Annotated in this window: 21 protein-coding genes; 7 read left to right on the top strand and 14 right to left on the bottom strand. The window is 72.4% G+C overall.

The window, feature by feature from the left end; translation table 11 throughout:
- The coding region (gene purU, locus ABT116_RS11765) for a formyltetrahydrofolate deformylase (protein WP_351631201.1) at window positions 1-740 on the bottom strand (740 nt) is incomplete at its 3' end.
- Window positions 741-833: 93 nt separating this feature from the next.
- On the bottom strand, window positions 834-1,334 hold the full coding sequence (locus tag ABT116_RS11760) for an SCO4402 family protein (RefSeq protein WP_351631198.1): 501 nt from the start codon (window positions 1,332-1,334) through the stop codon (window positions 834-836).
- A 117-nt stretch (window positions 1,335-1,451) separates the two neighbouring features.
- Here ABT116_RS11760 and ABT116_RS11755 point away from each other — a divergent pair, with 117 nt between their 5' ends.
- Complete coding sequence (locus ABT116_RS11755; protein WP_351631196.1) at window positions 1,452-2,762, top strand: ABC transporter substrate-binding protein; 1,311 nt, start codon at window positions 1,452-1,454, stop codon at window positions 2,760-2,762.
- 55 nt (window positions 2,763-2,817) lie between these two features.
- Here the strand turns inward: ABT116_RS11755 and ABT116_RS11750 are convergent, their stop codons facing one another.
- Together ABT116_RS11750 and ABT116_RS11745 are read right to left on the bottom strand one after the other, a co-directional pair.
- Window positions 2,818-4,680, bottom strand: coding sequence for a hypothetical protein (locus ABT116_RS11750; protein ID WP_502983857.1), 1,863 nt, complete (start codon window positions 4,678-4,680; stop codon window positions 2,818-2,820).
- 297 nt (window positions 4,681-4,977) lie between these two features.
- Window positions 4,978-6,363, bottom strand: a complete 1,386-nt coding sequence (locus ABT116_RS11745) for an NsdA family TPR-like regulatory protein (RefSeq protein ID WP_351631191.1) — start codon at window positions 6,361-6,363, stop codon at window positions 4,978-4,980.
- A 306-nt stretch (window positions 6,364-6,669) separates the two neighbouring features.
- Here ABT116_RS11745 and ABT116_RS11740 point away from each other — a divergent pair, with 306 nt between their 5' ends.
- The 3 genes from ABT116_RS11740 (at window position 6,670) to ABT116_RS11730 (ending at window position 9,824) form a co-directional block, all read left to right on the top strand.
- A complete protein-coding gene (locus ABT116_RS11740) occupies window positions 6,670-7,332 on the top strand; it encodes a bifunctional DNA primase/polymerase (protein WP_351631207.1) in 663 nt (220 codons plus the stop codon).
- Window positions 7,333-7,461: 129 nt separating this feature from the next.
- Window positions 7,462-8,235 carry an ABC transporter ATP-binding protein gene (locus ABT116_RS11735; RefSeq protein ID WP_351631188.1) on the top strand — a complete coding sequence of 258 codons (774 nt, stop codon included), beginning with the start codon at window positions 7,462-7,464 and terminating at the stop codon, window positions 8,233-8,235.
- A complete protein-coding gene (locus ABT116_RS11730; protein WP_351631185.1) occupies window positions 8,232-9,824 on the top strand; it encodes a transporter in 1,593 nt (530 codons plus the stop codon). Before ABT116_RS11735 ends, ABT116_RS11730 begins: the two co-directional genes overlap by 4 nt.
- A 19-nt stretch (window positions 9,825-9,843) precedes the next feature.
- Here ABT116_RS11730 and ABT116_RS11725 read toward each other — a convergent pair whose 3' ends face one another.
- The gene (locus ABT116_RS11725; RefSeq protein ID WP_351631182.1) at window positions 9,844-10,752 is read right to left on the bottom strand and encodes an alpha/beta fold hydrolase; all 909 of its coding nucleotides are present in this window, start codon (window positions 10,750-10,752) and stop codon (window positions 9,844-9,846) included.
- A gap of 729 nt (window positions 10,753-11,481) precedes the next feature.
- Window positions 11,482-12,174 (bottom strand): iron-dependent transcriptional repressor DtxR, encoded by a 693-nt coding sequence (locus tag ABT116_RS11720; protein WP_053671441.1) that lies wholly within the window; start codon window positions 12,172-12,174, stop codon window positions 11,482-11,484.
- Between the two features lie 270 nt (window positions 12,175-12,444).
- On the opposite strand from ABT116_RS11720, the gene ABT116_RS11715 reads away from it, so the two are divergent.
- Window positions 12,445-13,200 carry an SIS domain-containing protein gene (locus tag ABT116_RS11715; RefSeq protein ID WP_351631179.1) on the top strand — a complete coding sequence of 252 codons (756 nt, stop codon included), beginning with the start codon at window positions 12,445-12,447 and terminating at the stop codon, window positions 13,198-13,200.
- A gap of 140 nt (window positions 13,201-13,340) precedes the next feature.
- Here ABT116_RS11715 and ABT116_RS11710 read toward each other — a convergent pair whose 3' ends face one another.
- Window positions 13,341-14,738 carry a PAS domain-containing protein gene (locus tag ABT116_RS11710; protein WP_351631177.1) on the bottom strand — a complete coding sequence of 466 codons (1,398 nt, stop codon included), beginning with the start codon at window positions 14,736-14,738 and terminating at the stop codon, window positions 13,341-13,343.
- Window positions 14,739-15,288: 550 nt separating this feature from the next.
- Here ABT116_RS11710 and ABT116_RS11705 point away from each other — a divergent pair.
- Window positions 15,289-15,792 carry an HIT family protein gene (locus ABT116_RS11705; protein ID WP_351631174.1) on the top strand — a complete coding sequence of 168 codons (504 nt, stop codon included), beginning with the start codon at window positions 15,289-15,291 and terminating at the stop codon, window positions 15,790-15,792.
- A gap of 18 nt (window positions 15,793-15,810) precedes the next feature.
- Here ABT116_RS11705 and ABT116_RS11700 read toward each other — a convergent pair whose 3' ends face one another.
- A complete protein-coding gene (locus ABT116_RS11700; protein WP_351631172.1) occupies window positions 15,811-16,911 on the bottom strand; it encodes a citrate synthase 2 in 1,101 nt (366 codons plus the stop codon).
- A gap of 284 nt (window positions 16,912-17,195) precedes the next feature.
- On the opposite strand from ABT116_RS11700, the gene pdxH reads away from it, so the two are divergent.
- A complete protein-coding gene (gene pdxH / locus ABT116_RS11695; protein ID WP_351631170.1) occupies window positions 17,196-17,864 on the top strand; it encodes a pyridoxamine 5'-phosphate oxidase in 669 nt (222 codons plus the stop codon).
- Between the two features lie 13 nt (window positions 17,865-17,877).
- Here pdxH and ABT116_RS11690 read toward each other — a convergent pair whose 3' ends face one another.
- From ABT116_RS11690 to ABT116_RS11665, 6 genes are read right to left on the bottom strand one after another with little or no spacing between them, the layout of a single operon-like run.
- Window positions 17,878-18,456, bottom strand: coding sequence for a hypothetical protein (locus tag ABT116_RS11690; RefSeq protein WP_351631167.1), 579 nt, complete (start codon window positions 18,454-18,456; stop codon window positions 17,878-17,880).
- A gap of 34 nt (window positions 18,457-18,490) precedes the next feature.
- Entirely contained in the window at window positions 18,491-19,102 is a 612-nt protein-coding gene (locus ABT116_RS11685) for a TetR/AcrR family transcriptional regulator (protein WP_351631164.1), read from the bottom strand.
- Window positions 19,090-19,824, bottom strand: a complete 735-nt coding sequence (locus ABT116_RS11680; RefSeq protein WP_351631162.1) for an enoyl-CoA hydratase family protein — start codon at window positions 19,822-19,824, stop codon at window positions 19,090-19,092. Before ABT116_RS11680 ends, ABT116_RS11685 begins: the two co-directional genes overlap by 13 nt.
- Window positions 19,821-21,389, bottom strand: coding sequence for a 4-coumarate--CoA ligase family protein (locus tag ABT116_RS11675; protein WP_351631159.1), 1,569 nt, complete (start codon window positions 21,387-21,389; stop codon window positions 19,821-19,823). Before ABT116_RS11675 ends, ABT116_RS11680 begins: the two co-directional genes overlap by 4 nt.
- 39 nt (window positions 21,390-21,428) lie before the next feature.
- On the bottom strand, window positions 21,429-22,550 hold the full coding sequence (locus ABT116_RS11670) for an acyl-CoA dehydrogenase family protein (protein WP_351631157.1): 1,122 nt from the start codon (window positions 22,548-22,550) through the stop codon (window positions 21,429-21,431).
- Window positions 22,551-22,606: 56 nt separating this feature from the next.
- Entirely contained in the window at window positions 22,607-24,451 is a 1,845-nt protein-coding gene (locus ABT116_RS11665) for an acetyl/propionyl/methylcrotonyl-CoA carboxylase subunit alpha (protein ID WP_351631154.1), read from the bottom strand.
- Window positions 24,452-24,458 lie beyond the last annotated feature (7 nt).

Below are 24,458 nucleotides of genomic sequence, written 5' to 3'. Positions count from 1 at the left end.
TCGACCTCCTGCTCGATGATCGGCCCCTCGTCGAGATCGGCCGTCACATAGTGAGCCGTCGCCCCGATCAGCTTCACACCCCGGGCATGAGCCTGGTGATACGGCTTCGCCCCCTTGAAGCTCGGCAGGAACGAGTGGTGGATGTTGATGATCCGCCCGGAGAGCGCCTTGCACAGGTCGTCCGACAGCACCTGCATGTACCGGGCGAGCACCACCAGCTCGACACCCTCCTCACGCACGATGTCGAGCAGCCGCCCCTCGGCCTCCGCCTTCGTGTCCTTCGTCACCGGAATGTGGTGGAAGGGGATGTTGTACGACCCCACCAGCTCGGCGAAGTCCTTATGGTTCGACACCACCCCGGCGATCTCCACCGGCAGCGCCCCGGTCCGCGCCCGGAACAGCAGGTCGTTCAGACAGTGCCCGAACTTGCTGACCATCAGCAGGATGCGCATCTTCTGGTCGGCCCGGTTGATCTGCCAGTCCATCTGGAACGAGTCGCCGATCGCCGCGAAGCTGGCCCGCAGCTTCTCCACGGTCACCGGGGCGTCCGCCGAGAAGTGGACCCGCATGAAGAACAGTCCCGTGTCGTGGTCGCCGAACTGCTGGCTGTCCTCGATGTTGCAGCCGGTCATGAACAGGTAGCTCGACACGGCGTGCACGATGCCCTTCCTGTCCGGGCAGGAAAGGGTGAGGACGTACTGGTCGGCCGGGACCGCGGCGCTGGTGGACTGCTCGTTCATGCAGGACAGGTTCCCACAAGGAACGACACCACCGGCAATCGTCCCGCAGGGCGGACCCCGCGGCACCGCCGGGCCGGCCGGGTCGCGAGACCGCTACGCGGACCTGGTCATGATCCGCAGCACGTCCAGGCTGCGCGGCGCCGCGTCCGGCTCCTCGCCGTCACTCGCGGCGAGCCGCACATGCGCGTCCCGGGCCGCCTGGACCGCCTCCGGCCACGCCTCGTGTTCGAGGTACGCGGCGACCGGCGCGTCCGGTCCGACCTGGTGCATGATCCGCAGCACCCGCAGCACCGCGGTGTCGACGAGGGCCGCCTCCTGCGAGTCGCGGAAGATCGTGCCGACGTACTTCTCGGCGGACCAGTGATCCAGCCAGGTGTCCTCGACCAGCCGGTACACCGCGTCGGTCACGTCACCGTAGCCGTCCACACCGGCCAGCCAGACGTCCCGCTGGAACCCGGGATCGGAGAGCATGTGCAGCGCCGAGCGCACATTGCTGCGCCAGCGCCACCACGGCATGTCATTGACAGGCATGCCGCCCATGGTGGATGAGCGACGGCCACGGCGGGAAGAGTTCTCCGAAGCTTGCACGGTCATCGATCGTACGTTCCCCTCCACATCGGTCACACCGGCCCCTGCAATTCACCTGTGCGTCACCAATTGTTGATCCGAGATCACGCACGGGTTAGCCATGTGACGGAATCGTGCAGAACCATGACCGGCAGGCGACGCACCCGCAGCACATTCCTCCCCGGCCTCCTCACCCGTCACGCCAGACACGGCATGGTCTCCGCGGGCACGGCGGTCGCGTGCGCGTCGCTCCTCGCCGGATGCGGGGTCGTCCCCGGCACCACGGGGGATGCCGGGGGCGACACCATCACCGTCATGACCTGGGCCCCGCAGGACACCAAGGCCACCAACAAACCCGGCATGCCCGCCTTCGCCCACGCCTACGCCCGCTGGGTCAACGCCAAGGGCGGGATCAACGGCCGCAAGCTCAACGTGCTGACCTGCAACGACCACAACGACAGCGTGGCCGCCGCGAAGTGCGCCCGGCGGGCCGTCAAGGAGAACGCGGTCGCGGTCGTCGGATCCTACAGCCAGTACGCGGACTCCTTCTTCCCGTCGCTCGAGGGCGCGGGCATCCCCTACATAGGCGGCTACGGCATCACCAACGCCGAGTTCACCAGCCCTTTGTCCTACCCCGTCAACGGCGGGCAGCCCGCACTGCTCGCCGGTCTCGGCAGCGCTCTCGCCGGCTGCGGACCCGTCGCACTGATCCGGCCCGACACCATCGCGGGCGACCAGCTGCCCCCGCTGCTCGACTCCGGTCTGAAGGCGGGCGGGCACCGGGGCTCGAACGACCAGCGGGCGGCGGAGGACGCCACCGAGTACGACGGCCAGGCCGAGCGGGCCCTGCGCACGACGGCCGGCGGCGCGGCGGACGACGGGTGCGTGGTGCCCGCACTGGGGGACCGCAACGGCACCTTCATGGACTCCTTCCGGCGGGCCCGCGAGGACTTCCCCGAGGTGCGGACGGCGACCGTGCTGGGCAGCGTCGACCAGACGGTGATCGACGCGACCGGCGGGGCGTCGGGCCCGTACGAGGGCTCGTACATCACCGGCTGGTACCCGGTGGCGAGCGATCCGCGCTGGGACGGGATGAAGCAGGTGATCCGGGAGGAGGCCTTCGGCGACAACCGCATCGACCCCGCGGACGCCGGAGTGCAAACCACGTGGATCGCCTACACGGTGTTCCGGCAGATCGTCGAGTCGCTCGGCGACGGCGAGGTGAGTGCCGACACGGTGGCGGAGGCCCTGGACGACGGCCTGGAGGTCAGCACGGGCGGGCTCACGCCGACGCTGCGGTGGCGGTTCCAGGACAAGCTCGCCGCCGTGGGCTTCCCGCGCCTGGTCAACGCGAACGTGACCCTTCAGGTGGTGCGGGACGGGCGGCTGGTCTCGGCGCGCAAGGGCTTCGTCGACACGACGCGGACGCTGGAGAACGCCGACGTGAACGCCTGAGCGCCCCGCCCGGCGGCTCACGCCGGGTCCGGGCCTCCGGGCCTACCCCGGTCTGTCAGAGCTGCGTCGGCTGGCGCTCGGTCAGGCCGTACTTCTTCGCGATCCCGTTCCACACCCCGGCCGCCTTGGCCTTCTCGGTGCTGGCGACGCCGCTGGCCCGGTTGCCGGCCAGGGTCTGGTTGGTGGTGCGGGCCTGGCCCTTCTTGCAGCCCTTCTTGCCGGCGGTCTGGTCGGCCCAGGCCGCGTAGTGGTTGTCGGCCGAGGCGGAGGCCTGCCAGGCCTTGGTGAGGGCGGTGGTCAGCGCGGCGTGGTCGGGCAGCTGGTCGACCTCGATGCCGGAGAGCCGGGTGACGAGCCCGCTGCGCTGCTTGGCCGCCTCCCGCAGGTTCTTCGCCGCCTGGGGGAGGTTGTCGCAGCCCTTGACGTCCGCGACCGCGTTGATCACGGTGCTGCGGCTGTTGCCGCTGTCGGCGAGCAGCTTGTCCAGTTCGACCGCCTGGGCCCGGGCCGGATCGGCCGACGGCGAGGCGGAGCCGTCCGTCGCGGGGGCGGAGGCGGCCACGGTCTTCTTGTCGCCGCCGTCCTCGTCACCGCCGCCTCCGCCGGCGGCGAGCAGTGCGCCCGCGCCGACGCCGAGCACGGCGATGCCGATGCCCACGGCGGCGATGACGGGGACGCGCGATCCGGAACGGCCACCGCGCGAGCGTCCTCCGGCGGGCGGGGCGTGGGAGGGCTGGGGAGCGCCGCCGTACGCGGGCTGCGGCTGCGGCTGCTCGATGCGGGGCATCTGCTGGGTGGCCCCGGCCGGGCTGTCGGCGCCCCGGTCGCTGCGGAAGAGGTTGTCGAACTCGGCGGGCGGCTGCTTGTCCCCGCCGGGCACCGGCGGGATGTACTGCGTCGCCTCGGCGTCCGGGTGCGAGGCCGACGGCAGCGGCCCGGCTCCCGCCCCCGCCCGGGGCCCGGTGCCGAGGTACCGCGTCGCCTCCGGGTCCTCCCCGGAAGGCATCTCGGGCGGCAGCGCCCCCGGGGACACCGGGGGTATGTACTGGGTCGCCCCCTCGTCGGCGGCCGGCGCGACGGGCGGCAGGTACTGCGTGGCCGCGGCGGCGTCGCCCGCGACGGGCGGTATGTACTGGGTCGCGCCCTCGTCGGCGGGCGCGGGCAGCGGGGCGCCGCCGGCGGGCGACCCGTACGCACCGGAGGCGGGCGGCAGGCCACCCCCGTACGACTGCTGCGAGGCTCCCCCGCCCGGAGCGCCGTACGCCCCACCGGCGGCCGGCTGACCGGCCCCGTGCGCACCGGACTCCGGCTGCGGCCGGGCCCCACCAGCGGCGGGAGCGCCGTAGGCATCGGCGGCCGGCGGCTGGCCGGCACCCTGCGGGTATCCGTACCCGGAGCCTGGCTGCGGCGACTGCGCACCACCGTTTCCGGCTCCGTGCCCACCGGGCTGCGGCTGCGGCCGGGCGCCACCCGCGGCGGGAGCACCGTAAGCGTCGGCTCCCTGCGGGTATCCGTAACCGGGGCCTCCCTGCGGCCGGCCGGTCCCGGGCTGGCCGGAGCCCTCCGGGGGCAGCGGGGCGGCGCCGTACGGGGCGTACCCGGCGGTGGCCGCGGGGGGCTGGGCCGTGCCGTACGGGTCGGGGTTCGCCGGTGTGCCGGCGTAGGGGTCCGGGGACGGGGTGCCCTCCGGGGGGAGGGCGCCCGGGGCCTGGGCGTCCCACGCGGGCTGCTCCGGCGTGCTCCACTGCTGGGGCTGGGACTGCCAGGTCTGGCCCGGCGGCGGGGGCGGAGTCTGCTGCCGGTCGGGGCCCCACGGCTGGCCCCAGGTCTGGCCCTCCGCGGGGGCCGAGGCCTGCGGCCCGCCCGTCGTGGGCGGGGCGGGCCGGCGGCCGGGGGCGTCGGCGGGTCCGCCCGTCATGCCCGGCAGCAGGGGTTCGCCACCGTCGGAGGGCAGCACGATGCCTTCGCGCGCGGGGCGCGCCGAGGGCTCCTCGCCCTGTCCACTCTGCGTCACCGGGACTCCTACTTATGGGGGACCTTGTGAATCGTCGGGTCACGCTACCGGGTCCCCAGAGCCCCGTGCCACGCAGCACAGGGCCCGACCGCATGCCCTGTGAGCGCGGTAACACCGGCGGCTCACGGCGCGTTGCCCCTCTCACCTCCCGCGCGCGCCGCAGCCGTTTCCCGCACGTTCACGCATCCGCAGACCCTGTGTTCACGCAGCGGCCTGCAGGTCGAGCCGCGCCCCGAACTCCCTCACCACCGCCTCGTCCCGGAACGGCTCCAGCCGCTGCTGGAAGTCCTCCAGGTACTCGGCGCCCCGGTTGGACCGCAGCCCCTCCAGCAGTTCCACGGCCTTCATGCCGGTGTTGCACGCCTCCTCGATCTCGCGCTGCTGCACCTGCGCCGTGGCCAACAGCACATATCCGATGGCCCGGCGGCGCGCCCGCGTCTCGGGATGCCCGGCCAGCGACTCCTGCGCACACCGCGCCGCCGCCTCGGCCTGCCCGAGGTCCCGATGGCAGTGGGCCAACTCGTCGGCGAGGTAGGCCTCGTCGAAGTGCGCGATCCACACCGGGTCGTCCCCCGCGGCGGGGTCGGCCGCCTCCAGGGCGCTCACGGCGCGCCCTGCCGAGGACTGGGCGGCGCGCACGTCGCCCATGAGGGCGTGCCCGCGCGCCTCCGCCGCCAGGAACATCGACTCCGCCCGCGGCGACACGCGCCCCCGCGCCCCCTCCTGCGCCGCCCGCGCCAACTGCGCGATCTCCCGCGGGTTTCCGAGCTGCGCGGCGAGATGGCTCATGGAGGCCGCGAGGACGTACCCGCCGTAGCCGCGATCCCCGGCGGCCTGCGCCAGCCGCAGCGCCTGGATGTAGTAGCGCTGGGCCAGACCGGGCTGGCCCGTGTCGACGGCCATGTACCCGGCGAGCTCCGTCAGCCGGGCCACCGCGGCGAACAGGTCCCGCCCGACCGCCTCCCGGTACGACCCCGCCAGCAGCCCCGAGACCACGCTGTTGAGGTAGTGCACGACGACCGGCCGCACATGCCCGCTGCCGTACTGGTGGTCGAGGTCCACCAGCGCCTGCGTCATGGCCTGCACCGCCTGCACGTCGGACTGCCCCACCCGCGGCCCCGCCGAGCGCGAGACCTGTGCGTCGGGCGCGGAGATCAGCCAGTCCCGGCTGGGCTCGACCAGCGCGGACGCGGCGACGGAGGAGCCGGACAGGAAATCCCGCCGCCCCACGTCACTGCGCCACAGCTCACAGACCTGCTCGATGGCCCCCAGCACCGTCGGCGAGAACTGCAGGCCCACGCCCGAGGCGAGGTTCTTGCCGTTGGCCATGCCGATCTCGTCGATCGTGACCGTACGGCCGAGTTTGCGGCCCAGTGCCTCGGCGATGATCGCCGGTGCCCGGCCCCGTGGCTGCTGTCCGCGCAGCCAGCGCGCCACCGACGTCTTGTCGTAGCGCAGGTCGAGGCCGTGCTCGGCACCGCACATGTTGACCCGGCGGGCCAGGCCGGCGTTGGAGCATCCGGCTTCCTGGATGAGCGCCTGGAGCCGTTCGTTCGGCTGCCTGGCGACGAGCGGCCTTGCGGCCATGGCGTACCCCCTGTGGCTGCGGTGCCTGCCCACGCACCGAGTTGACGTGTCTTCCGCGGCCGAGCCCCTCACGTCCCAGCGAAAAGATCCGGCCGTGAAGATCAATGCCCCGCCCACCAGGTGAAAATGCGAGGCATGTGAGGATTGCCGGGGTAACGGCTGTTGCCGGCCCCACCCCTGGCTACCCACCTCCGGCCACCGTTCCTCCTGCGCGCCCCCGCACATGCACCCATGCGCCCCGGGAACAGGGGCGATGCTCTCCCCCGCGCACACGGGTGGGCGTAACCCCTGGTGACGACCAGAGTTGTGTTCATCGTGGAAGAGACGATCGCCGGCACCGAAGCCGCTCAGATCCCGAAGCAGCGCGGGGAATCGCTGCTGGAGACCGCTGTTCGCTACGCCGAGGAGCGCCACTGGGACGTGTTCCCCGGCACCTGGCTGGAAGCCGTCGACGGCAGCCAGCGCTGCTCCTGCGGTGACGCGGCGTGTCCGGCGCCCGGATCGCACCCGGCGCGCCCGGACTGGGCGACGCAGGCGACGGGCAGTGCGACGGTCGCGCGACGGATGTGGCAGAAGCAGCCGACCGCGTCGATCCTGCTGCCGACGGGGCGGACGTTCGACGCGATCTCCGTGCCGGAGACGGCCGGGTTCCTGGCGCTCGCGCGGATGGAGCGGATGGAGCTGACGCTCGGGCCGGTGACGCTCACGCCGGACCGGCGGATGGAGTTCTTCGTGCTGCCGGGGGCCGGGGCGAAGGTGCCCGATCTGGTGCGGAAGCTGGGCTGGTCGGTGTCCTCGCTGGATCTGACCGTGCTGGGTGAGGGGGCGTACGTGGCTGCGCCGCCCACGCGGTTCGGGTCCCGGGGGGCCGTGCAGTGGGCCTGCCGGCCGACTCCGGCCAATCGGTGGCTGCCGGATGCGGAGGAGTTGATCTCGCCGTTGGCGTATGCGTGCGGCAGGGATCGGTAGGCGCGCCTTCTCGTCTGCCTGGTTGCCGTTGTTCGGCGACTGCCGGCCGCCTGTGGTTGTTCGCGCAGTTCCCCGCGCCCCTGAGGCACCACCGAAACCGTAGGGTGCAAGGTGACGGAGGGAGGCGCGATGGGGACCAGCGCTGTGCGTGTGCAGGGGCTCTGGAAGCGGTTCGGGCAGCAGGTCGCTGTCGCGGGGGTCGATCTCGAGTTGCCCGCGGGCAAGTTCATCGGGCTCGTCGGGCCGAACGGGGCCGGGAAGACCACCACCTTGTCGATGGTGACCGGGCTGCTCCGGCCCGACCACGGGACCGTCGAGGTGGTCGGGCACGACGTGTGGCGGGACCCCGTCGAAGTGAAGGCCCGGATCGGGGTGCTGCCGGAGGGACTGCGGCTCTTCGAGCGGCTGTCGGGGCGCGAACTGCTGGCGTACAGCGGGCGGTTGCGCGGGCTGCCCGGTGCCGAGGTCGACAAGCGGGCCACGCAGCTCCTCGACGTCCTCGACCTGGCCGGGGCCCAGCACAAGCTGGTCGTCGACTACTCGACCGGTATGCGCAAGAAGATCGGGCTCGCCGCCGCTCTCCTCCACAATCCCGAAGTGCTGTTCCTGGACGAGCCGTTCGAGGGCGTCGACCCCGTCTCCGCACAGACCATCCGGGGCGTCCTGGAGCGGTACACCGCCTCGGGCGCCACGGTCGTGTTCTCCTCCCACGTCATGGAGCTCGTCGAGTCGCTGTGCGACTGGGTCGCCGTCATGGCCGCCGGGCGGATCCGCGCCACCGGCACCCTCGCCGAGGTGCGCGGGGACGCGCCCTCGCTGCAGCAGGCGTTCCTCGAACTCGTCGGCGCGCAGAGCCGGGACGCCGGGTCCGATCTCGACTGGCTGGGCGGCGGGGCCCGGTGAGCGCCGACGCGATCACCCCCGTCTTCGTACGGCTGAAGCTGTCACTGCTGCGCAACGGGCTGCGGCAGTCCGGCGGGCGGAAGGCCGCGTACATCACCTCGGCCGTCTTCGCCCTGCTGTTCGCCGCGCTCCAGCTGATCGGCCTGATCGCGCTGCGCGGCCACGCCCACGCCGAGTCGGTGGCCGTGCTGGCGGTGGCGGTGCTGGGCCTCGGGTGGGCGGTGATGCCGCTGTTCTTCCCCAGCGGTGACGAGACCCTCGACCCGACCCGGCTGGTGATGCTGCCGCTGCGCCCCCGGCCGCTGGTACGGGCGCTGCTGGCGGCCTCGCTGGTGGGCATCGGGCCGTTGTTCACGCTGTGCCTGCTGGTCGGTTCCGTGATCGCGGTGGCGCGGGGCGGGGCCGCGTTCGTGGTGGGCGCGGTCGCCGTCGTGCTGGCGCTGCTGGTGTGCGTGGCCCTCGCGCGGGCCGTCGCCGCGGCCAACGTACGGCTGCTGACCAGCCGCAAGGGGCGGGACCTCGCGGTGCTCAGCGGGCTCGTCATCGCGATCGGCGCGCAGATCGTCAACTTCGGCGCGCAGCGCATCGGGGCGTCGGGGCTGGGCGAACTGGACCCGGCGGCCGGGGTGCTGCAGTGGGTGCCGCCCGCGTCGGCGATCGCGGCCGTGCACGCGGTCGGCGAGGGCTCGTACGGCCTCGCCGCCGCACAACTGGCCCTGACCGCAGGGGCACTGGTGGCGCTGCTGGCGCTCTGGTCACGGCATCTGACCCGGCTGATGACCTCGCCCGACGGCTCCACCCTGCCGGGCGCCGAGTCGGCCGCCAAGGAGCGGTCGTCGACCGGGCTGGGCAAGCTGCTCCCCGCGGGCCGTAAGGGCACGGTCATGGAGCGCAGCCTGCGGTACGTGTGGCGCGACCCGAAGACCAAGGCCGCCTGGGTGACATCGCTGGCCATCGGGTTGATCGTGCCGGTGTTCAACGCCTGGCAGGGCACCGGGTCGGTGTACTTCGCGTGCTTCGCCGCCGGGATGCTCGGCATCCAGATGTACAACCAGTTCGGGCAGGACACCTCGGCGTTCTGGATGGTCGCGATGACGATCTCCTCGACGCGCGACGCCTACGTCGAACTGCGCGCCCGGGCGTACGCCCTGCTGCTGATCACCCTGCCGTACGCCACGCTGGTCACCGTGGTGACGACCGCCATGCTCGGCGACTGGCGGCGGCTGCCCGAGGCGCTGGGGCTGTCCTTCGCGCTGCTCGGCGCGATGCTCGCGACCGGGACGTGGACCTCCGCCCGCTTCCCCTACTCCATCCCGCAGGAGGGCTACAAGAACGTCGCCCCCGGGCAGACCGGGCTCGCCTGGATCTCCATCTTCGGCGGGATGATGGCGGCCGCCCTGCTGTGCGCGCCCGTCATCGCGCTCACGATCTGGCTGAACGTGAGCGCCGACGGCGACGACTGGACGTGGCTGCTGCTGCCGGTGGGCACCGTGTACGGGGCGGCACTGACGGCGGCAGGGCTGAAACTGGCCGCCCCGCGGACGGCCCGGCGACTGCCGGAGATCCTGGCGGCGGTCAGCAAGGGGTGACGGGCCTGCGGAGGGGGCGTCAGTCGTCGCCCAGCGAGTCCAGGAAAGGCTCGATCGCGGCGCGCCAGGCCTCCGGCTGGTCGTAGTGCACCAGGTGGCCGGCGTCGGCGACCTCCGCGTACTGGCCGCGGGGCAGGACCCGGACCATCTCCTGGGCCTCGGCGCGGCCCAGCTCGCCGTCCAGACCGCGCACGACCAGGGCGGGGCAGCGGACCTGGGCCAGCTCCTCCCAGTGCGCGTCGTACACCCACGTCTCGCGGGAGCGGAGCATCTGCTCCGGTTCGAAGACCGGGCGCCAGCCGTCCGGGGACTCGGCCATCACCTCGGCGTAGAACTCGCCACGGGCCGGATTGGGCCGCTCCACCCACGGGTCGTCCTCGCCGAACCACTTGCGGACGTCGGCGAGGGTGGCGAAGGGCAGCGGCCAGGACTTGAACCACTGGCCCCACTCGCGCTGGGAGGCGGCACCGAGCGCGGAGGCCCGCATGTCGCAGATGATCAGCCCGCGGACCAGGTCGGGACGCTTGGCGGCGAGCTGCCAGGCGGTCAGCGCGCCCATGGCGTGGCCGATGAGGACGACCCGGGCGAAGCCGAGCTGCTCCAGGGCGGCCTCGGCGTCGTCGACGTAGGCGTCACGGGTGAAGGCGCCCTGCGGGGGTTTGTCGCTGCGGCCGTGGCCGCGCTGGTCGAGGGCGACCGCGCGGTAGCGCGCGGAGAGCCAGCGGGCGGTGGACGCCCAGTGCGAGGCGCGGCCCATGAGGCCGTGCAGTAACAGCACGCCGGGCGAGCCCTCCGGCGCGGTGTGCCCGTCGTGCGCCCCCTGTCCGTCCTGCGCGTCCTGCGCCGGGTCGGTCTTGGGCGGGTCGCCGAACTCCCAGGCCGCCAGGCGTACGCCGCCCGTCCCGGTCACGTCGATGCGTCGCGCCATGTCTGGCACCCCCCAAGCTTCGCGCGGACCGGGGCTCCCTCGAGCCGGCCGGTCCTGTGAACCGTGTTCTGCCTGCTGTGCCTTCTGCCGTGCTGGTTGCCGTGCCTGTCGGTGCAAGTGTGCCGTGCGCCGCCCGCAGACTATCGAATGCGCATTCGAGGATGAGGTTCTCGCGGGCAACACCCCTCGTTCGAGTGACCACTCTCGGGGATTGATCTCCGCTGTCGAGGGGAGATCTTCAGCGGGAGGCGGACCGCTCGGGGAAACCGGTCCGAGGGGAATGACCCTGAGAGCTCGGGGCTCCGGGTCAGCACAGGGGAGGACAGGCCCCGGCGCCACACGGCGCCGGGGCCCTCCGCGTCTTCACGGCACATCCTCCTGCCCCCTCCCCGACCGGGCGGCATCGCTGCCGAGCCGCGGCCAAGAGCCCCTCAGGTCATATGCCTCACGCGACAGCGTCGCACGGGAAGCGGACGAGCGCTGCGATTCGGCGGACTGGACGCCGGATTCGGTCCGGATCACGCCAACGCCACAAGAGGCGCATGCGGAACGGGAGTTGACCGACACCGGCCACCGGACGGCGGCCGAGGACGGCTGATGCCGGGTTGGTGGACTCAGAGTCGGTCCGCCCTGAGCCGGTCGCTCAGGCCGGTCCGCTCACGCTCGCCCGCCCCGGGCCGGTCCGCTCCGGGCCGTCCGCTCACGCTGGTCCGCTCCGGGCCGGTCCGCTCAAGGCTTGGCGACGAACACGTGGGAGGCGATGTCCGACTCCAGCTCGGCAGCCTCGCCACCGCTGCCCACCAGCACCCCGCCCGCCGACTCGGTCACACTCACCACCGAGCCGGGCTGCACGCCCGCCCGCCGCAGCGTGTACATCAGCTGCGCGTCCGTCTGGATCGGCTCGCCGATCCGGCGCACCACGACCGTCTTGCCCTCGGCGCCCGGGTCGAGGCTGGCCAGCGACACCATGCCCTCGTCCAGGAACGGGTCGGCTCCGTCCTTCTCGCCCAGCTCCTCCAGACCCGGGATCGGGTTGCCGTACGGCGACTCCGTCGGGTGCCGCAGCAGCTCCAGGACGCGGCGCTCCACGGCCTCGCTCATCACGTGCTCCCACCGGCACGCCTCCGCGTGGACCTGCTCCCACTCCAGACCGATCACGTCGACGAGCAGACACTCGGCGAGGCGGTGCTTGCGCATCACGCGCGTGGCCAGCCGACGGCCCTCGTCGGTCAGCTCCAGATGCCGGTCGCTGGCGACGGACACGAGACCGTCGCGCTCCATCCGCGCCACGGTCTGGCTGACGGTCGGCCCGCTCTGGTCCAACCGCTCGGCGATACGGGCGCGCATGGGGACCACACCCTCTTCCTCCAGCTCGAGGATGGTGCGGAGATACATCTCCGTGGTGTCGATCAGTCCGGACATACGTGCCCCTCGAATGAGATCTGCCGGAGGCTGGACGGCTCACCGGCGTGTGCGCTGGCCCTGAACCCAATTCTGCCGGATACCACCGACAACCGTGCCTCGGGAGGCGAAGCGGGGATTATCCGGCCGCGCGCAAGGGTACGGACTTCTCCTTCGGGGACGTCCCGGCGCTCGGCGCACGGCACGCTCGGCCGTATTGACACCGCACTGGTCCAGACCGCACCGTGATGCGCGACACAAGCCGCCGAGGCCTGCCCGAAGGGACCCCGTATGAGCGACCGCGTGCCGGCCGGCCAGTTCCTCGACGCCGCGATCGGTCTGCTGCGGCGGCTCCGCGACGAGGAGACCGACAGCATCACCGCGGCCGGGACGCTCCTCGCCGACACCGTCGCGGCCGGCGGGCGGCTCTTCGCCTTCGGCGCCGGGCACTCCTCCCTCGCCGCGCAGGACCTCGTCTACCGCGCCGGCGGCCTCGCGCTGATGAACCTGCTCGCCGTGCCCGGTGTCGTCGGCGTCGACGTCATGCCCGCGCCGCTCGGCTCCGCCCTGGAACGCGTCGACGGCCTCGCGAGCGCCGTCCTCGACAGCTCCCCGCTCCGCGAGGGCGACGCCCTGCTGATCATCTCCCTGTCCGGGCGCAACGCCCTGCCCGTGGAGATGGCCATGAACGCCCGCGCCCTGGGCGTGAAGGTCATCGGCGTGACGTCGGTGGCCTATGCCTCGGAGACGAAGTCCCGGCACGCCTCCGGGACGTATCTGAAGGACCACTGCGACCTCGTCCTCGACTCGAAGATCGCGGTCGGCGACGCGGAACTCACCCACGACGACATCCCGGCCCCCTTCGCCCCGGCCTCGACGGTCGTCACCTCGGCCCTGCTCCAGGCCGTCATGGCGACGACCGCCACCACCCTCGCCGACCGCGGCATCGAACCGCCCCTGCTGCGCTCCGGGAACGTCGACGGCGGCCACGACTGGAACGCCCGGGTGATGGAGCAGTACCGCGACCGGATCTTCTACCGGCACTGAAGGGCAGCGGGCCGGGTCCGCGCCATCCACCGGCACCGAAGAGGGGCAGGAGGCCGGGTCCGCGTCATCCACCGGGCACCGAAAGGCCGACGGACCAGATCCGTCCACCACCGGCACACCGAGCCCACGGCCGGCGCCCCTCACTCCCCGCCCGACAACCCCGCCAGATCCAGCGCCGCGGCGATCCGTACCGCCACGTCCTCCGCGTACAGCGCGTCGGAGCGCTCGAAGGCGCTGCGGCCCGCGCCCCGCAGGAACGTCACGACGCCCAGGGTCCGGCCCCGGCTGCGCAGCACCGCGCACAGGGCGTGCACCGCGTCCGAGGGCCACTGGCGGGCCAGGGCCCACTCGCGGGCCGCCTCCGGCCGGGCCGCGCCCGCACTCGCGCGCAGGGCCCCCACCCGCTCCACGCACTGCAGGGCCGGGTGCCCCTCGGCGTAGCGGACGGGCAGACTCGCGTGTCCGGCCAGCCGGGTCGGCCCCGGCGCGCCGGAGGGTGTGGCGGCGACCCGGACCAGCCGGACGGGCCCCTCGGCCTCCGCGTCGGTCAGCGCACCGCCGGCGACCCGGTCGATCAGCGCGTGGTCGGCGAAACCGGCCAGGGCGAAGTCCAGGTGGACCGTCGCCGCCTCGGCGGGGTCCTCGCACTCGGCCGCCGCCCGCGACGCCCGGTGCAGCTGCTGCGTACGGAAACGCAGCAGGGACGCCTCCTGCTCGGCCTGCTTGGCCTCCGTCACGTCCTGGAACAGCCAGCCCACACCCAGCGGAACCGGCTCCTCCGCGAGCGGCGAGGCCAGCCGCAGGAACCCGCTGCGCCAGCACCGCCGCCGCTCCCCCTCCGGCGTCCGCACACTCACCCACACCTCGGCGGGTGCCGGTGGCGCACCCTCCGCGAGCACATGCTGCAGCGCGCTCTCCAGCTCCTCCACGCCCTGCGACAGCAACTCTCCGAGCGGCCGCCCCAGCACCGTCGTACGTCCGGTGCCCAGCGCCCGGGCCGCGTGCGCGTTCACCACAGCCGGCCGCAGGTCCACGTCCACCAGCACGACACCCCAGCCGGCGTCCTCGAACAGCGCCTCGCTCAGCGCGATCGACCGCTCCAGATCGATCTGCGCGTGCACCTCGCTGAACGCGCAGTACACACCCGCCGGCTTTCCGTCTGGCCCGCGCACCGCCGCCGACTGCGTCCGCACGAGCACCCGCCCGCCGTCCTTCGTCAGCAGGGCGAACTCGTGCACCTGCCTGCCGGGGGCGTGCATGGACGACAGCAGCCGGCCCTCGACCTCCTCGGCGTCCGCACTGCGCACGGCCCACCCGGCCAGCCCGCGCCGCCCCACGGCCTCGTCCGCACTCCACCCGAGAATCCGCTCGGCCTCGCGGTTCCAGTGCGTCACGACACCGTCGGCGTCGAACGCGCACAGCGCCGCGTCCATCCCGTCCAGCAAAGCGGCAAGCAGATCCGAACCATCCGAACTGTCCCGCTCGGGCTCGTCCGGCCCCAGCTCGTCGGTGGTCCCACTACGCCGGGAAGCACTCACCTGGACCCCCTGCAGGCTGCGTCCGCACGTACGGCACGTCGGTTCGCTCCTTGCAATCATTCAACTCGAACGTGACCCAGCGCACACCGAGTTCCCACAACATTGAAGGAATCGTTGTACGGCGGCAATGCCCACGTCAACGCAACAGAAACGTTCATCCGGAGAGGCCGGCAGCCCGGCCGACGCCCTCGGTCGATCAACGACGGCACCTCACCGAAGCGCTTCCGCGGCACGGGCCGCAGCGTCATGGGGTCAAGGTCTCAAAAAAACGGTTGATCGGAGGCGGAACGGTTTCTTAGTGTGCAGGTACACGAGAGAGGAGGTGGTTCGGCAGATGTATGGAAACCGGACGCGTGAGGTGGCTGCGGGCTAGCGGCCCGACACCACACTCAGTGCGGTGCCGAGCCAGCGCGTGAGCGAGCGTGCAGCCGGCCCAATCTCCAGCAGTCACCCGACCCGCGAGTCGCCGGTACGTCCGGCCGGCTCCTCTCCGGAGGAACCAGACTCGCGGGTCGTCTGCGTTTTTCCGCGATGCCCAGGGGTGATGGCAATGGGTGGGTGGCGCGAGGACCGGATCGGGAGCGCTCTGCGGGGTGAGAACCCGGCCGTGATGCGGAGGCTGGAGTCCGGGTTCGCGGTGATCGGGGATGTGCAGTTCCTGCCCGGCTACTCGGTGCTGCTGACCGATGATCCCGCGGTGCAGCGGTTGTCCGAGCTGCCGCGGAGCGCGCGGCTGGCGTTCCTCGCCGATATGGACCGGCTCGGGGAGGCCGTCGAGCGGGCCTGCCGGCGGGTGGAGTCGGGGTTCCGGCGGGTCAATCTGGAGATTCTCGGGAACGCCGACGCGTTCCTGCACGCGCATGTGTGGCCGCGGTACGAGTGGGAGCCCGAAGAGCTGGTGCGGAGGCCCGTGTGGCTGTATCCGCGGGAGATGTGGGGCGAGGAGCGGTATGCGCTCGGGTCCGCGCACGACCGGATGCGGGCAGCCGTCGGGGAGGAGCTGGACCGGCTCATGGGCGGGGGCGTGCGGACGGCCCCACCCGGAGTCGGGTGAGGCCGTGAGGGGGGCGGGTCAGTGGGCGATGTCCTCGTAGCCCTCGACCTCGCGGGGGTTGCGGGTGCCCGGGCCCACGTAGCGCGCCGAGGGGCGGACCAGGCGGCCCGTGCGCTTCTGCTCCAGGATGTGGGCGGACCAGCCGGCCGTGCGGGCGCAGGTGAACATGGACGTGAACATGTGGGCCGGGACCTCGGCGAAGTCCAGGACGATGGCCGCCCAGAACTCGACGTTCGTGGCGAGGACCCGGTCGGGGCGGCGGGCGTGGAGTTCCGCGAGGGCCGCCTTCTCCAGGGCCTCGGCGACCTCGAAGCGGGGGGCGCCCAGTTCGCGGGCCGTGCGGCGCAGGACTCGGGCCCTCGGGTCCTCGGCGCGGTAGACGCGGTGGCCGAAGCCCATGAGGCGCTCGCCCTTGTCGAGCGCGTTCTTCACGTAGGCCTCGGCGTCGCCCGTGCGCTCGATCTCCTCGATCATGCCGAGGACGCGGGAGGGGGCGCCGCCGTGGAGCGGGCCGGACATCGCGCCCACCGCGCCGGAGAGCGCCGCCGCCACGTCCGCGCCGGTCGAGGCGATCACGCGGGCCGTGAACGTGGAGGCGTTCATGCCGTGCTCCGCGGCGCTCGTCCAGTACGCGTCCACCGCCGCCACGTGCTTGGGGTCCGGCTCACCGCGCCAGCGGATCATGAAGCGTTCGACGACGGACTGTGCCTTGTCGATCTCCCGCTGCGGGACCATCGGCAGGCCCTGGCCGCGGGCGGACTGGGCGACGTAGGAGAGCGCCATGACGGCCGCTCGGGCCAGGTCGGCGCGGGCCTGCTCGGCGTCGATGTCGAGGAGGGGTTTGAGGCCCCAGACGGGCGCCAGCATGGCCAGGGCGGACTGGACGTCCACGCGGATGTCGCCGGAGTGCACGGGGATGGGGAACGGCTCCGCGGGTGGCAGGCCGGGATTGAAGGCGCCGTCGACGAGGAGGCCCCAGACGTTGCCGAACGAGACGTGGCCGACGAGGTCCTCGATGTCGACGCCGCGGTACCGGAGTGCGCCGCCCTCCTTGTCGGGTTCGGCGATCTCCGTCTCGAACGCGACGATTCCCTCGAGCCCGGGTACGAAGTCGGACATCAGGCGGCTCCTCGTGATGGAAGTGACAGATGGTGTTGATGTGGGGTGGGGCGAACGAACCATGTGTCAGTCAGCTGGCGCAGCGGGCGCCGTCCAGTGGATCCACGGTCGTTACGGCGACTCGCGGTCCTGGCCGGTTGCCCCTGTGATGCCCCGTACGGCAGGCGGTCACCCAACCGGAACGGCACGGAAACGATATCCCCGAGTGTCACGTTTGGGGAGGGCTCACGGCACTCAGTGCCATGCAGTGACGAAGGACACCGTCCGTACGGCAAGATGACCGGGTGACCGACCGCGACGACGTCCCCTTCGATCTGGCCTCGATGCGCAAGCAGTACCGGGCCGACGGGCTCTCCGAGACCGACCTGGCCGCGACGCCCGTCGAGCAGTTCGCGCGCTGGTTCAAGCAGGCCGCGACGGACGGCGGACTGTTCGAGCCGAACGCCATGATCGTGTCGACGGCCGACGCCGAGGGGCGGACGAGCGCCCGCACGGTGCTGCTGAAGCACTTCGACGAGCAGGGTTTCGTCTTCTACACGAACTACGACTCCCGCAAGGCGCGTGACCTGGCGGAGAACCCGTACGTCTCGCTGCTGTTCCCCTGGCACCCGATGGCACGGCAGGTCATCGTGACCGGGGTCGCCCGGCGCACCGGCCGGGACGAGACGGCGGCGTACTTCCGCACCCGGCCGCACGGATCGCAGCTGGGGGCGTGGGCGAGCGCCCAGTCCTCGGTGATCTCCACCCGGGCCGACATCGACGCCGCGTACGCCGAGCTGGCCGCCCGTTACCCCGAGGGCGAGCAGGTGCCGGTGCCCCCGCACTGGGGTGGTTTCCGGGTGGCCCCGCAGGCGGTGGAGTTCTGGCAGGGCCGGGAGAACCGGCTGCACGACCGGTTGCGGTACGTGGAGCAGCCGGACGGGAGCTGGCGGGTGGAGCGGCTCAGCCCCTGAGACGTCCCAGGGCTCATATCTTTCCCCGGACGTACTGCGTGCGGTGTCCGTCGAGCAGCTCGGCCACGCGGCCGCGGAATTCCGGTGTGAGCTCGGGCCAGTTCCAGAACTCGAACCCGAGGTGGGCGAAGGCGAAGTAGTCCTCGGTCCAGGCCCAGTCGCGCAGGGGGACCTTGCGGGCGCAGGCCGGGCAGCGGACCTGGGCCGTACCGGTGGCGGACCAGGTGCCGATGGCGTCGGCGAAGGGCCCCCATGCCTCGTCGATCATCGCCCACCGGTCGTCGACCAGGCGGGTCGTGGTGGAGCAGCGCGGGCAGACGGCCGCCTCCAGTCCCCCCGGGCAGCCGTGGAAGACCTTGCGGCCGAGGTGCACGGCGAGCCCGTCGCAGGGGCCCTGGGCGGCCTTCCCTGCCACTGCCCGTGACCAGCTCGGGCCGGGCGGGTGCCCCAGCGGCCGTCCCAGGACGCAGTCGGTCGGGTCGGCGAGGACGATGCCCTCTTCGACGAGCCCTGCGAGGACCCGTCCTGCCAGGGGCTCGGCGTCCGCCGCGGTGGCGTCCAGGTCCACGATCGTCTGGAAGTGATCACCCATGCCGGAACCGTAGGCCCCGGCACTGACAGCGCCCTCAGCCCAGCGTCTCCTCCAGCAACCCCGCCCACTGGGCCACCACCCGCTCCCGGCGGGCCGCGTCGTCGGTGAGGAGGTTGGCGAGGCCCAGGCCGCGGGCCATGTCGAGGAGGCCCTGGACGGTTTCGCGGACGCCGGGGAGGGATTCGTCGGCGGCGAGGAGGTCGACGGCTATGCGGTGGGTCTCGCGGCCGACGCGGGATTCGAGTTCGGTGACGCGGGGCCGGAGCTGCTCCTCGTTGGAGGCGGCGACCCAGAGGTGGAGGGCCGCGCGGAACAACGGCCCCGTGTAGAGGTCGACGAGGGCGGCGACGACGGCGTGGCGGTCGCCTGCCGCGCCCTCGGGGAACAGGGCGCGCAGGGCCGTGGAGCGTTCCTCGGCGACGTATTCGACGGCCGCGGTGAAGAGGTCCTCGCGGGTCGGGAAGTGGTGCTGGGCGGCGCCGCGGGAGACGCCGGCGCGTTCGGCGACGACGGAGACGGTGGATCCCGCCCAGCCGTGTTCGGCGAGGCAGGACACGGCGGCTTCGAGGAGCCGCTGCCGGGTGGCCCGGCTGCGGTCCTGCTTGGGGACTCTTTCCGCACGGTCGACCGTGCTCACACCACCCATGCCGCATCCCGTCGTTCGAGGAAGGCCGTCATCCCCTCGCGGGCCTGCGGGGAGGAGAACAGCCGGGCCGAGAGCGCGCTCAGGTCGGCGGCGTCCCGGTCGAAGGCTTCCAGCACCCTAGCCGTGAGCAGCCGTTTCGTCTCGGCCAGGGCGTCGGGGGCCGACTTGCGCAGGCCTTCCAGGATGGGGGCCAGGGCCGTGTCGACGTCGTCGGCATGGGTGGTGAGCAGGCCTGTCGCGGTCGCCTCCGCCGCGTCGAAGCGTTCGCCGGTGAGGTAGTAGCGGGCGAGTGCGCGGGGGTCGGTGCGGGGCAGGAGCGGGAGGGAGATGACGGCGGGGGCGACTCCGATGCGGACCTCGGTGAAGGCGAAGGTGGCCTCCGTGGCGGCGGCGGCGATGTCGCAGGCGGCCAGGAGGCCGAGGCCGCCCGCGCGGACGTGGCCGGTGACGCGGGCGACGACCGGTTTGGGCAGCTCGATGATCTGCCGCAGCAGGGCGACCAGGGCATGCGGGGCCGGAGGGTCCTTGAGGTCGGCGCCCGCGCTGAAGGTGTTGCCGGTGTGGGTGAGGACGATCGCGCGGACGCCGGGGTCCTCGGCGGCGTCGGTGAGCGCGTCGGCCAGTTCGCCGACCAGGGCCGCCGACAGGGCGTTGCGGTTGTGCGGCGAGTCGAGGGACAGGGTTTCCACGGCACGGTCGTGGGTCTGGGCGATCAGCGTCACGCGCTCTCCCTGAGCTGTCGGCGGAGGATCTTGCCGGAGGCCGCGCGAGGGACGCCAACGATGAAGGTGACGTGGCGTATCCGCTTGTAGGGGGCCACACGCTCGGCGACGTACATCATGATCTCCGCCTCGGTGAGGTCCGCGGCGGACGGCTGGCGGACCACGTAGGCGTGCGGGACCTCGTTGCCGTTGTCGTCGTACCTGCCGATGACGGCGGCGTCGGCGATGCCCGGGTGGGTGAGGAGGAGGGCCTCCAGTTCGGCGGGGGCCACCTGGAAGCCCTTGTACTTGATGAGTTCCTTGACCCGGTCGACCACGAACAGCCAGCCGTCCTCGTCGACGCGGCCCACGTCGCCGGTGTGCAGCCAGCCGTCGGGGTCGATCATCGCGGAGGTGGCGTCGGGGCGGCCGAGGTAGCCCTTCATGATCTGGGGGCCGCGGATGAGGATCTCGCCGGATTCACCGGTGGGGAGGTCCTTGCCGGGGTCGTCGAGGGAGACGATGCGCATCTCGGTGCCGGCGATGAGCTTGCCGACGGTTCCGGGCGGGGCGTCGTTCATGGCGTCCAGGGGGACGACGTGGGTGCCGGGCGACAGTTCCGTCATGCCGTAGGCCTGGCCGACGGGCGGCAGGCCGAGGCGCTGGGAGCAGGCCGAGGCGAGCCGGGCGTCCAGGGGTGCGGCGGCGCTGATGATGTACTGCAGCGACGACAGGTCGTACTGCGCCACGGCCGGGTGCTTGGCGAGGGCCAGGACGATCGGCGGGGCGACGTAGAGGGCCGTGATGCGGTGGTTCTGGATGGCCGCGAGGAACTGCTCCAGGTCGAAGCGGGGCAGGACCACGACGGTGGCGCCCTGTCGGAGGGGTGCGTTCATCAGGGCCGTGAGGCCGTATATGTGGAAGAAGGGAAGAACCGCCAGGACTCGGTCTCCCGGGCCCGCGGGTATCGCCGGGTGGAGTTGCGCGAGGTTGGTGGCGATCTGCCGGTGGGTGAGCATCACGCCCTTGGGGATGCCGGTGGTGCCGGAGGAGTACGGCAGGGCCGCGACGTCCTCGGCGGGGTCGATGCCGATCTGCGGTTCGGGGGCCGTCGAGGCGAGCATGTCGATCAAGGAGCGGTGGCCGCTCGCGCTGTCGCACACGAAGATCTCCCGTACGCCGCCCGCGAGTTCGGCGGCCCGGCGGGCGACGTCCAGCAGCGGTGACACGGTGACGATCCAGCGGGCCGCCGAGTCCCGCAGCTGCTTGGCGAACTCGTCGGCGGTGGCCAGCGGGTGCACGGTGGTGACGGTGGCACCCGCGCGCGTGGCCGCGTAGAAGGCGGTCGGGAAGGCGATGGTGTTGGGGCTGTGCAGGGCGAGGACGTCGCCCTTGCGGACCCCGGCCTCGGCGAGGGCGGCGGCGACGCGCCGGTGGAAACGGTCGACCTGCCCGTAGGTGAGGGTGGTGCCGTCGGTGCCGTCGATCAGCGCCGGGATGTCGCCGAACTCGGCGGCCCGGGCCAGGACCGCGTCGTGGATGGGCAGGTCGACGGGCGGGGCGTCTGCGTACTCGCTGCGGAACATGGCGGGTTCCTCCTCGCGGCGCGGGCCGTCTCGGGGTCCTCAGTACGACTTGGGCAGGCCCAGGGTCTGGTGGGAGACGTAGTTGAGAATCATCTCCCGGCTCACCGGGGCAATACGAGCCACGCGCGCGGCCGTTATCAGCCGGGCGAGGCCGTACTCGCGGGTGAGGCCGTTGCCGCCGAGGGTGTGCACGGCCTGGTCGACGGCCTTCACGCAGGCCTCCCCGGCGGCGTACTTGGCCATGTTGGCGGCCTCTCCGGCGCCCGCGTCGTCGCCCGCGTCGTAGAGATGGGCGGCCTTCTGCATCATCAGGCGGGCGAGTTCGAGGTCGATGTGCGCCTGGGCGAGGGGGTGGGCGATGGCCTGGTGGGCGCCGATGGGGGTGTTCCAGACGGTGCGGTCGCGGGCGTACTCGACGGCTTTGGCGAGGGCGTGGCGGCCCATGCCGATCGCGAAGGCAGCCGTCATGATGCGCTCGGGATTGAGGCCGGCGAAGAGCTGGAGGAGGCCGGCGTCCTCGTCGCCGACCAGGGCGTCGGCGGGCAGCCGTACGTCGTCCAGGGCCAGTTCGAACTGCTTCTCAGCGGCGTTCAGTTCCATGTCGATGGGGCGACGGGTGAAGCCGGGCGTGTCGCGCGGGACGACGAAGAGGCAGGGCTTGAGGCGGCCGGTGCGGGCGTCTTCGGTGCGGCCGACGATGAGGGTCGCGTCCGCGATGTCCACGCCGGAGATGAAGACCTTGCGGCCGGTGAGGAGCCAGTCGGCTCCGTCTCGCCGGGCAGTGGTCGTGATGCGGTGGGAGTTGGAGCCGGCGTCGGGTTCGGTGATGCCGAAGGCCATGAGGCGGGTGCCGTCGGCGAGGCCGGGGAGCCACTGTTGTTTCTGTTGTTCCGTGCCGAAGCGGGCTATCACGGTGCCGCAGATCGCCGGTGAGACGACCAGCATGAGGAGGGGGCAGCCGGCTGCGCCGAGCTCTTCGAGGACGATGGAGAGTTCGGAGATTCCTCCGCCGCCGCCTCCGTAGTTCTCGGGGAGGTTGACTCCGAGGTAGCCGAGTTTTCCTGCCTCGGACCAGAGTCGTGCGGTGTCGCTTTCGCGACCGTGGTGCTTTCCGAGCGCGGCGACGGCTTCTCGTAGCGCCTTGTGGTCTTCGGTGTCCATGGGGAGTCCTTTCGATGCAGGCCGTATGTGGCGTGTCGCGCAGTTCCCCGCGCCCCTTACGGGGCTTCCTTCACCACCGCCAAGAGCGCGCCCGGCTCGACCTGTTGTCCTGGTACGACGCTCAGGCCGGTCAGCGTTCCCGTCACCGGGGCCGTGATCTTGTGCTGCATCTTCATCGCCTCCAGCCAGAGGAGGGGCTCGCCCGCCTTCACCGGTGTTCCTGCCGTCAGGCCGTCGGCGACGCGGACGACCGTGCCCGGCATGGGGGCCAGGAGGGAGCCGGGGGCATGCTGGGTGGCGGGGTCGGGGAAGCGGGGCAGGGCGGTCAGGGCGGTGGTGTTGACGTAGACCTGCTCGCCGTAGCGGGTGACCTCGTACTTCCGCTCCACCCCGTCCACTTCGAGTACGACCAGACCCGCGTCGGCGTGCACCACCCGCACCCCGTCCGCCTCCAGGCCGTTCCGGGTGTGGTGGTAGCGGGCCTCGTGCTCCTCGCCCGCCATCACGTACCGCTTGGCCTGCGGTCGCGAGGGGACGTTGCGCCAGCCGCCGAAGCGGGAGCGGCCGTGGGCGTCGGCGAGGGCGGCGGCCAGGGGGGCGTGCGGGTCGGGGGACGGCTCGGTCAGGTCCGGCAGGTGGCGGTCGTAGAAGCCGGTGTCCATGCGGGCCGCGGTGAACTCGGGGTGGCGCAGGGAGCGGACCAGGAGGTCGCGGTTGGTGACGGGGCCGTGGATCACCGCGCGTTCCAGGGCGGTGGCGAGCCTGCGGACGGCCTCCGTGCGGGTGGGGGCGTGGGCCACGGCCTTGGCGAGCATGGGGTCGTAGTGGACGCCGATCTCGTCGCCGTCCGTGTAGCCGGTGTCCAGGCGGACCGGCCCGGGGACGCTCAGGCGGTGCAGGGTGCCGGTCTGCGGGGACCAGTCGCGGGCCGGGTCCTCGGCGTACAGACGGGCCTCCACGGCGTGGCCGCACGCGCGTGGCGAGTCGCCTTCGAGGGGGTGGCCCTCGGCGATCCGGATCTGCTCCGCGACCAGGTCGATGCCGAACACGGCCTCCGTGACGGGGTGTTCGACCTGCAGGCGGGTGTTCATCTCCAGGAAGTGAGCTCTGCCGTCGGCGACGAGGAACTCGACCGTGCCGGCGCCCACGTAGTCCACGGCCCGGGCGGCCCGTACGGCGAGGGCGCGGACCTCCTCGTCGAGCTCCTGGGACAGGCCGGGGGCCGGGGCCTCCTCGATCACCTTCTGGTGGCGGCGTTGCAGGGAGCAGTCGCGGGTGCCGAGGGGCCAGACCGTGCCGTGGGTGTCGGCGAGGATCTGCACCTCGACGTGCCGGCCGTTCTCCACGTACGGCTCGACGAAGACCTCGCCGTCACCGAAGGCGCTCGCGGCCTCGGCCCGTGCGGCGGCCAACTCGGCGCCCAGGTCGGCGAGTCGGCGTACGACCCGCATGCCGCGGCCGCCGCCACCGGCCGCCGCCTTCACCAGCACGGGCAGGTCGGCCTCGGTGACGTCGGTGAGGGGCCGGATGCCCATGAGCTGTTTGGCGCGGGTCTTGGACGCCATGGCCTCGATGGCGGCCGGGGGCGGGCCGATCCAGCACAGGCCCGCGTCCAGGACGGCCCGGGCGAAGCCGGCGTTCTCGGAGAGGAAGCCGTAACCGGGGTGCACGGCGTCCGCCCCGGCGGCGAGGGCGGCCTTCACGATCAGCTCGCCGCGCAGATAGGTGTCGGCGGGCGTCTGTCCCGGGAGTCGTACGCTCGCGTCGGCCACGCGCGCGTGGAGGGCGGTCGCGTCGGCGTCCGAGTGCACGGCGACCGTGCGGATGCCCAGGTCGTGGCAGGTGCGGAAGACGCGGCAGGCGATCTCGCCCCGGTTGGCGACCAGCACAGAAGTGATCACTGAAGGG

The organism is Streptomyces sp. NPDC002130, assembly GCF_040296465.1.
In the GTDB taxonomy this organism is placed as follows: domain Bacteria; phylum Actinomycetota; class Actinomycetes; order Streptomycetales; family Streptomycetaceae; genus Streptomyces.
This window is presented reverse-complemented; position numbering and strand designations above follow the sequence as displayed.

Coding starts and splice junctions, on each gene's coding strand:
- ABT116_RS11760 (WP_351631198.1), bottom strand. CDS start 1,334: ATGACCGTGCAAGCTTCGGAGAACTCTTCCCGCCGTGGCCGTCGCTCA.
- ABT116_RS11755 (WP_351631196.1), top strand. CDS start 1,452: ATGACCGGCAGGCGACGCACCCGCAGCACATTCCTCCCCGGCCTCCTC.
- ABT116_RS11750 (WP_502983857.1), bottom strand. CDS start 4,680: ATGACGGGCGGACCCGCCGACGCCCCCGGCCGCCGGCCCGCCCCGCCC.
- ABT116_RS11745 (WP_351631191.1), bottom strand. CDS start 6,363: ATGGCCGCAAGGCCGCTCGTCGCCAGGCAGCCGAACGAACGGCTCCAG.
- ABT116_RS11735 (WP_351631188.1), top strand. CDS start 7,462: ATGGGGACCAGCGCTGTGCGTGTGCAGGGGCTCTGGAAGCGGTTCGGG.
- ABT116_RS11725 (WP_351631182.1), bottom strand. CDS start 10,752: ATGGCGCGACGCATCGACGTGACCGGGACGGGCGGCGTACGCCTGGCG.
- ABT116_RS11720 (WP_053671441.1), bottom strand. CDS start 12,174: ATGTCCGGACTGATCGACACCACGGAGATGTATCTCCGCACCATCCTC.
- ABT116_RS11715 (WP_351631179.1), top strand. CDS start 12,445: ATGAGCGACCGCGTGCCGGCCGGCCAGTTCCTCGACGCCGCGATCGGT.
- ABT116_RS11705 (WP_351631174.1), top strand. CDS start 15,289: ATGGGTGGGTGGCGCGAGGACCGGATCGGGAGCGCTCTGCGGGGTGAG.
- ABT116_RS11700 (WP_351631172.1), bottom strand. CDS start 16,911: ATGTCCGACTTCGTACCCGGGCTCGAGGGAATCGTCGCGTTCGAGACG.
- ABT116_RS11690 (WP_351631167.1), bottom strand. CDS start 18,456: ATGGGTGATCACTTCCAGACGATCGTGGACCTGGACGCCACCGCGGCG.
- ABT116_RS11685 (WP_351631164.1), bottom strand. CDS start 19,102: ATGGGTGGTGTGAGCACGGTCGACCGTGCGGAAAGAGTCCCCAAGCAG.
- ABT116_RS11675 (WP_351631159.1), bottom strand. CDS start 21,389: ATGTTCCGCAGCGAGTACGCAGACGCCCCGCCCGTCGACCTGCCCATC.
- ABT116_RS11670 (WP_351631157.1), bottom strand. CDS start 22,550: ATGGACACCGAAGACCACAAGGCGCTACGAGAAGCCGTCGCCGCGCTC.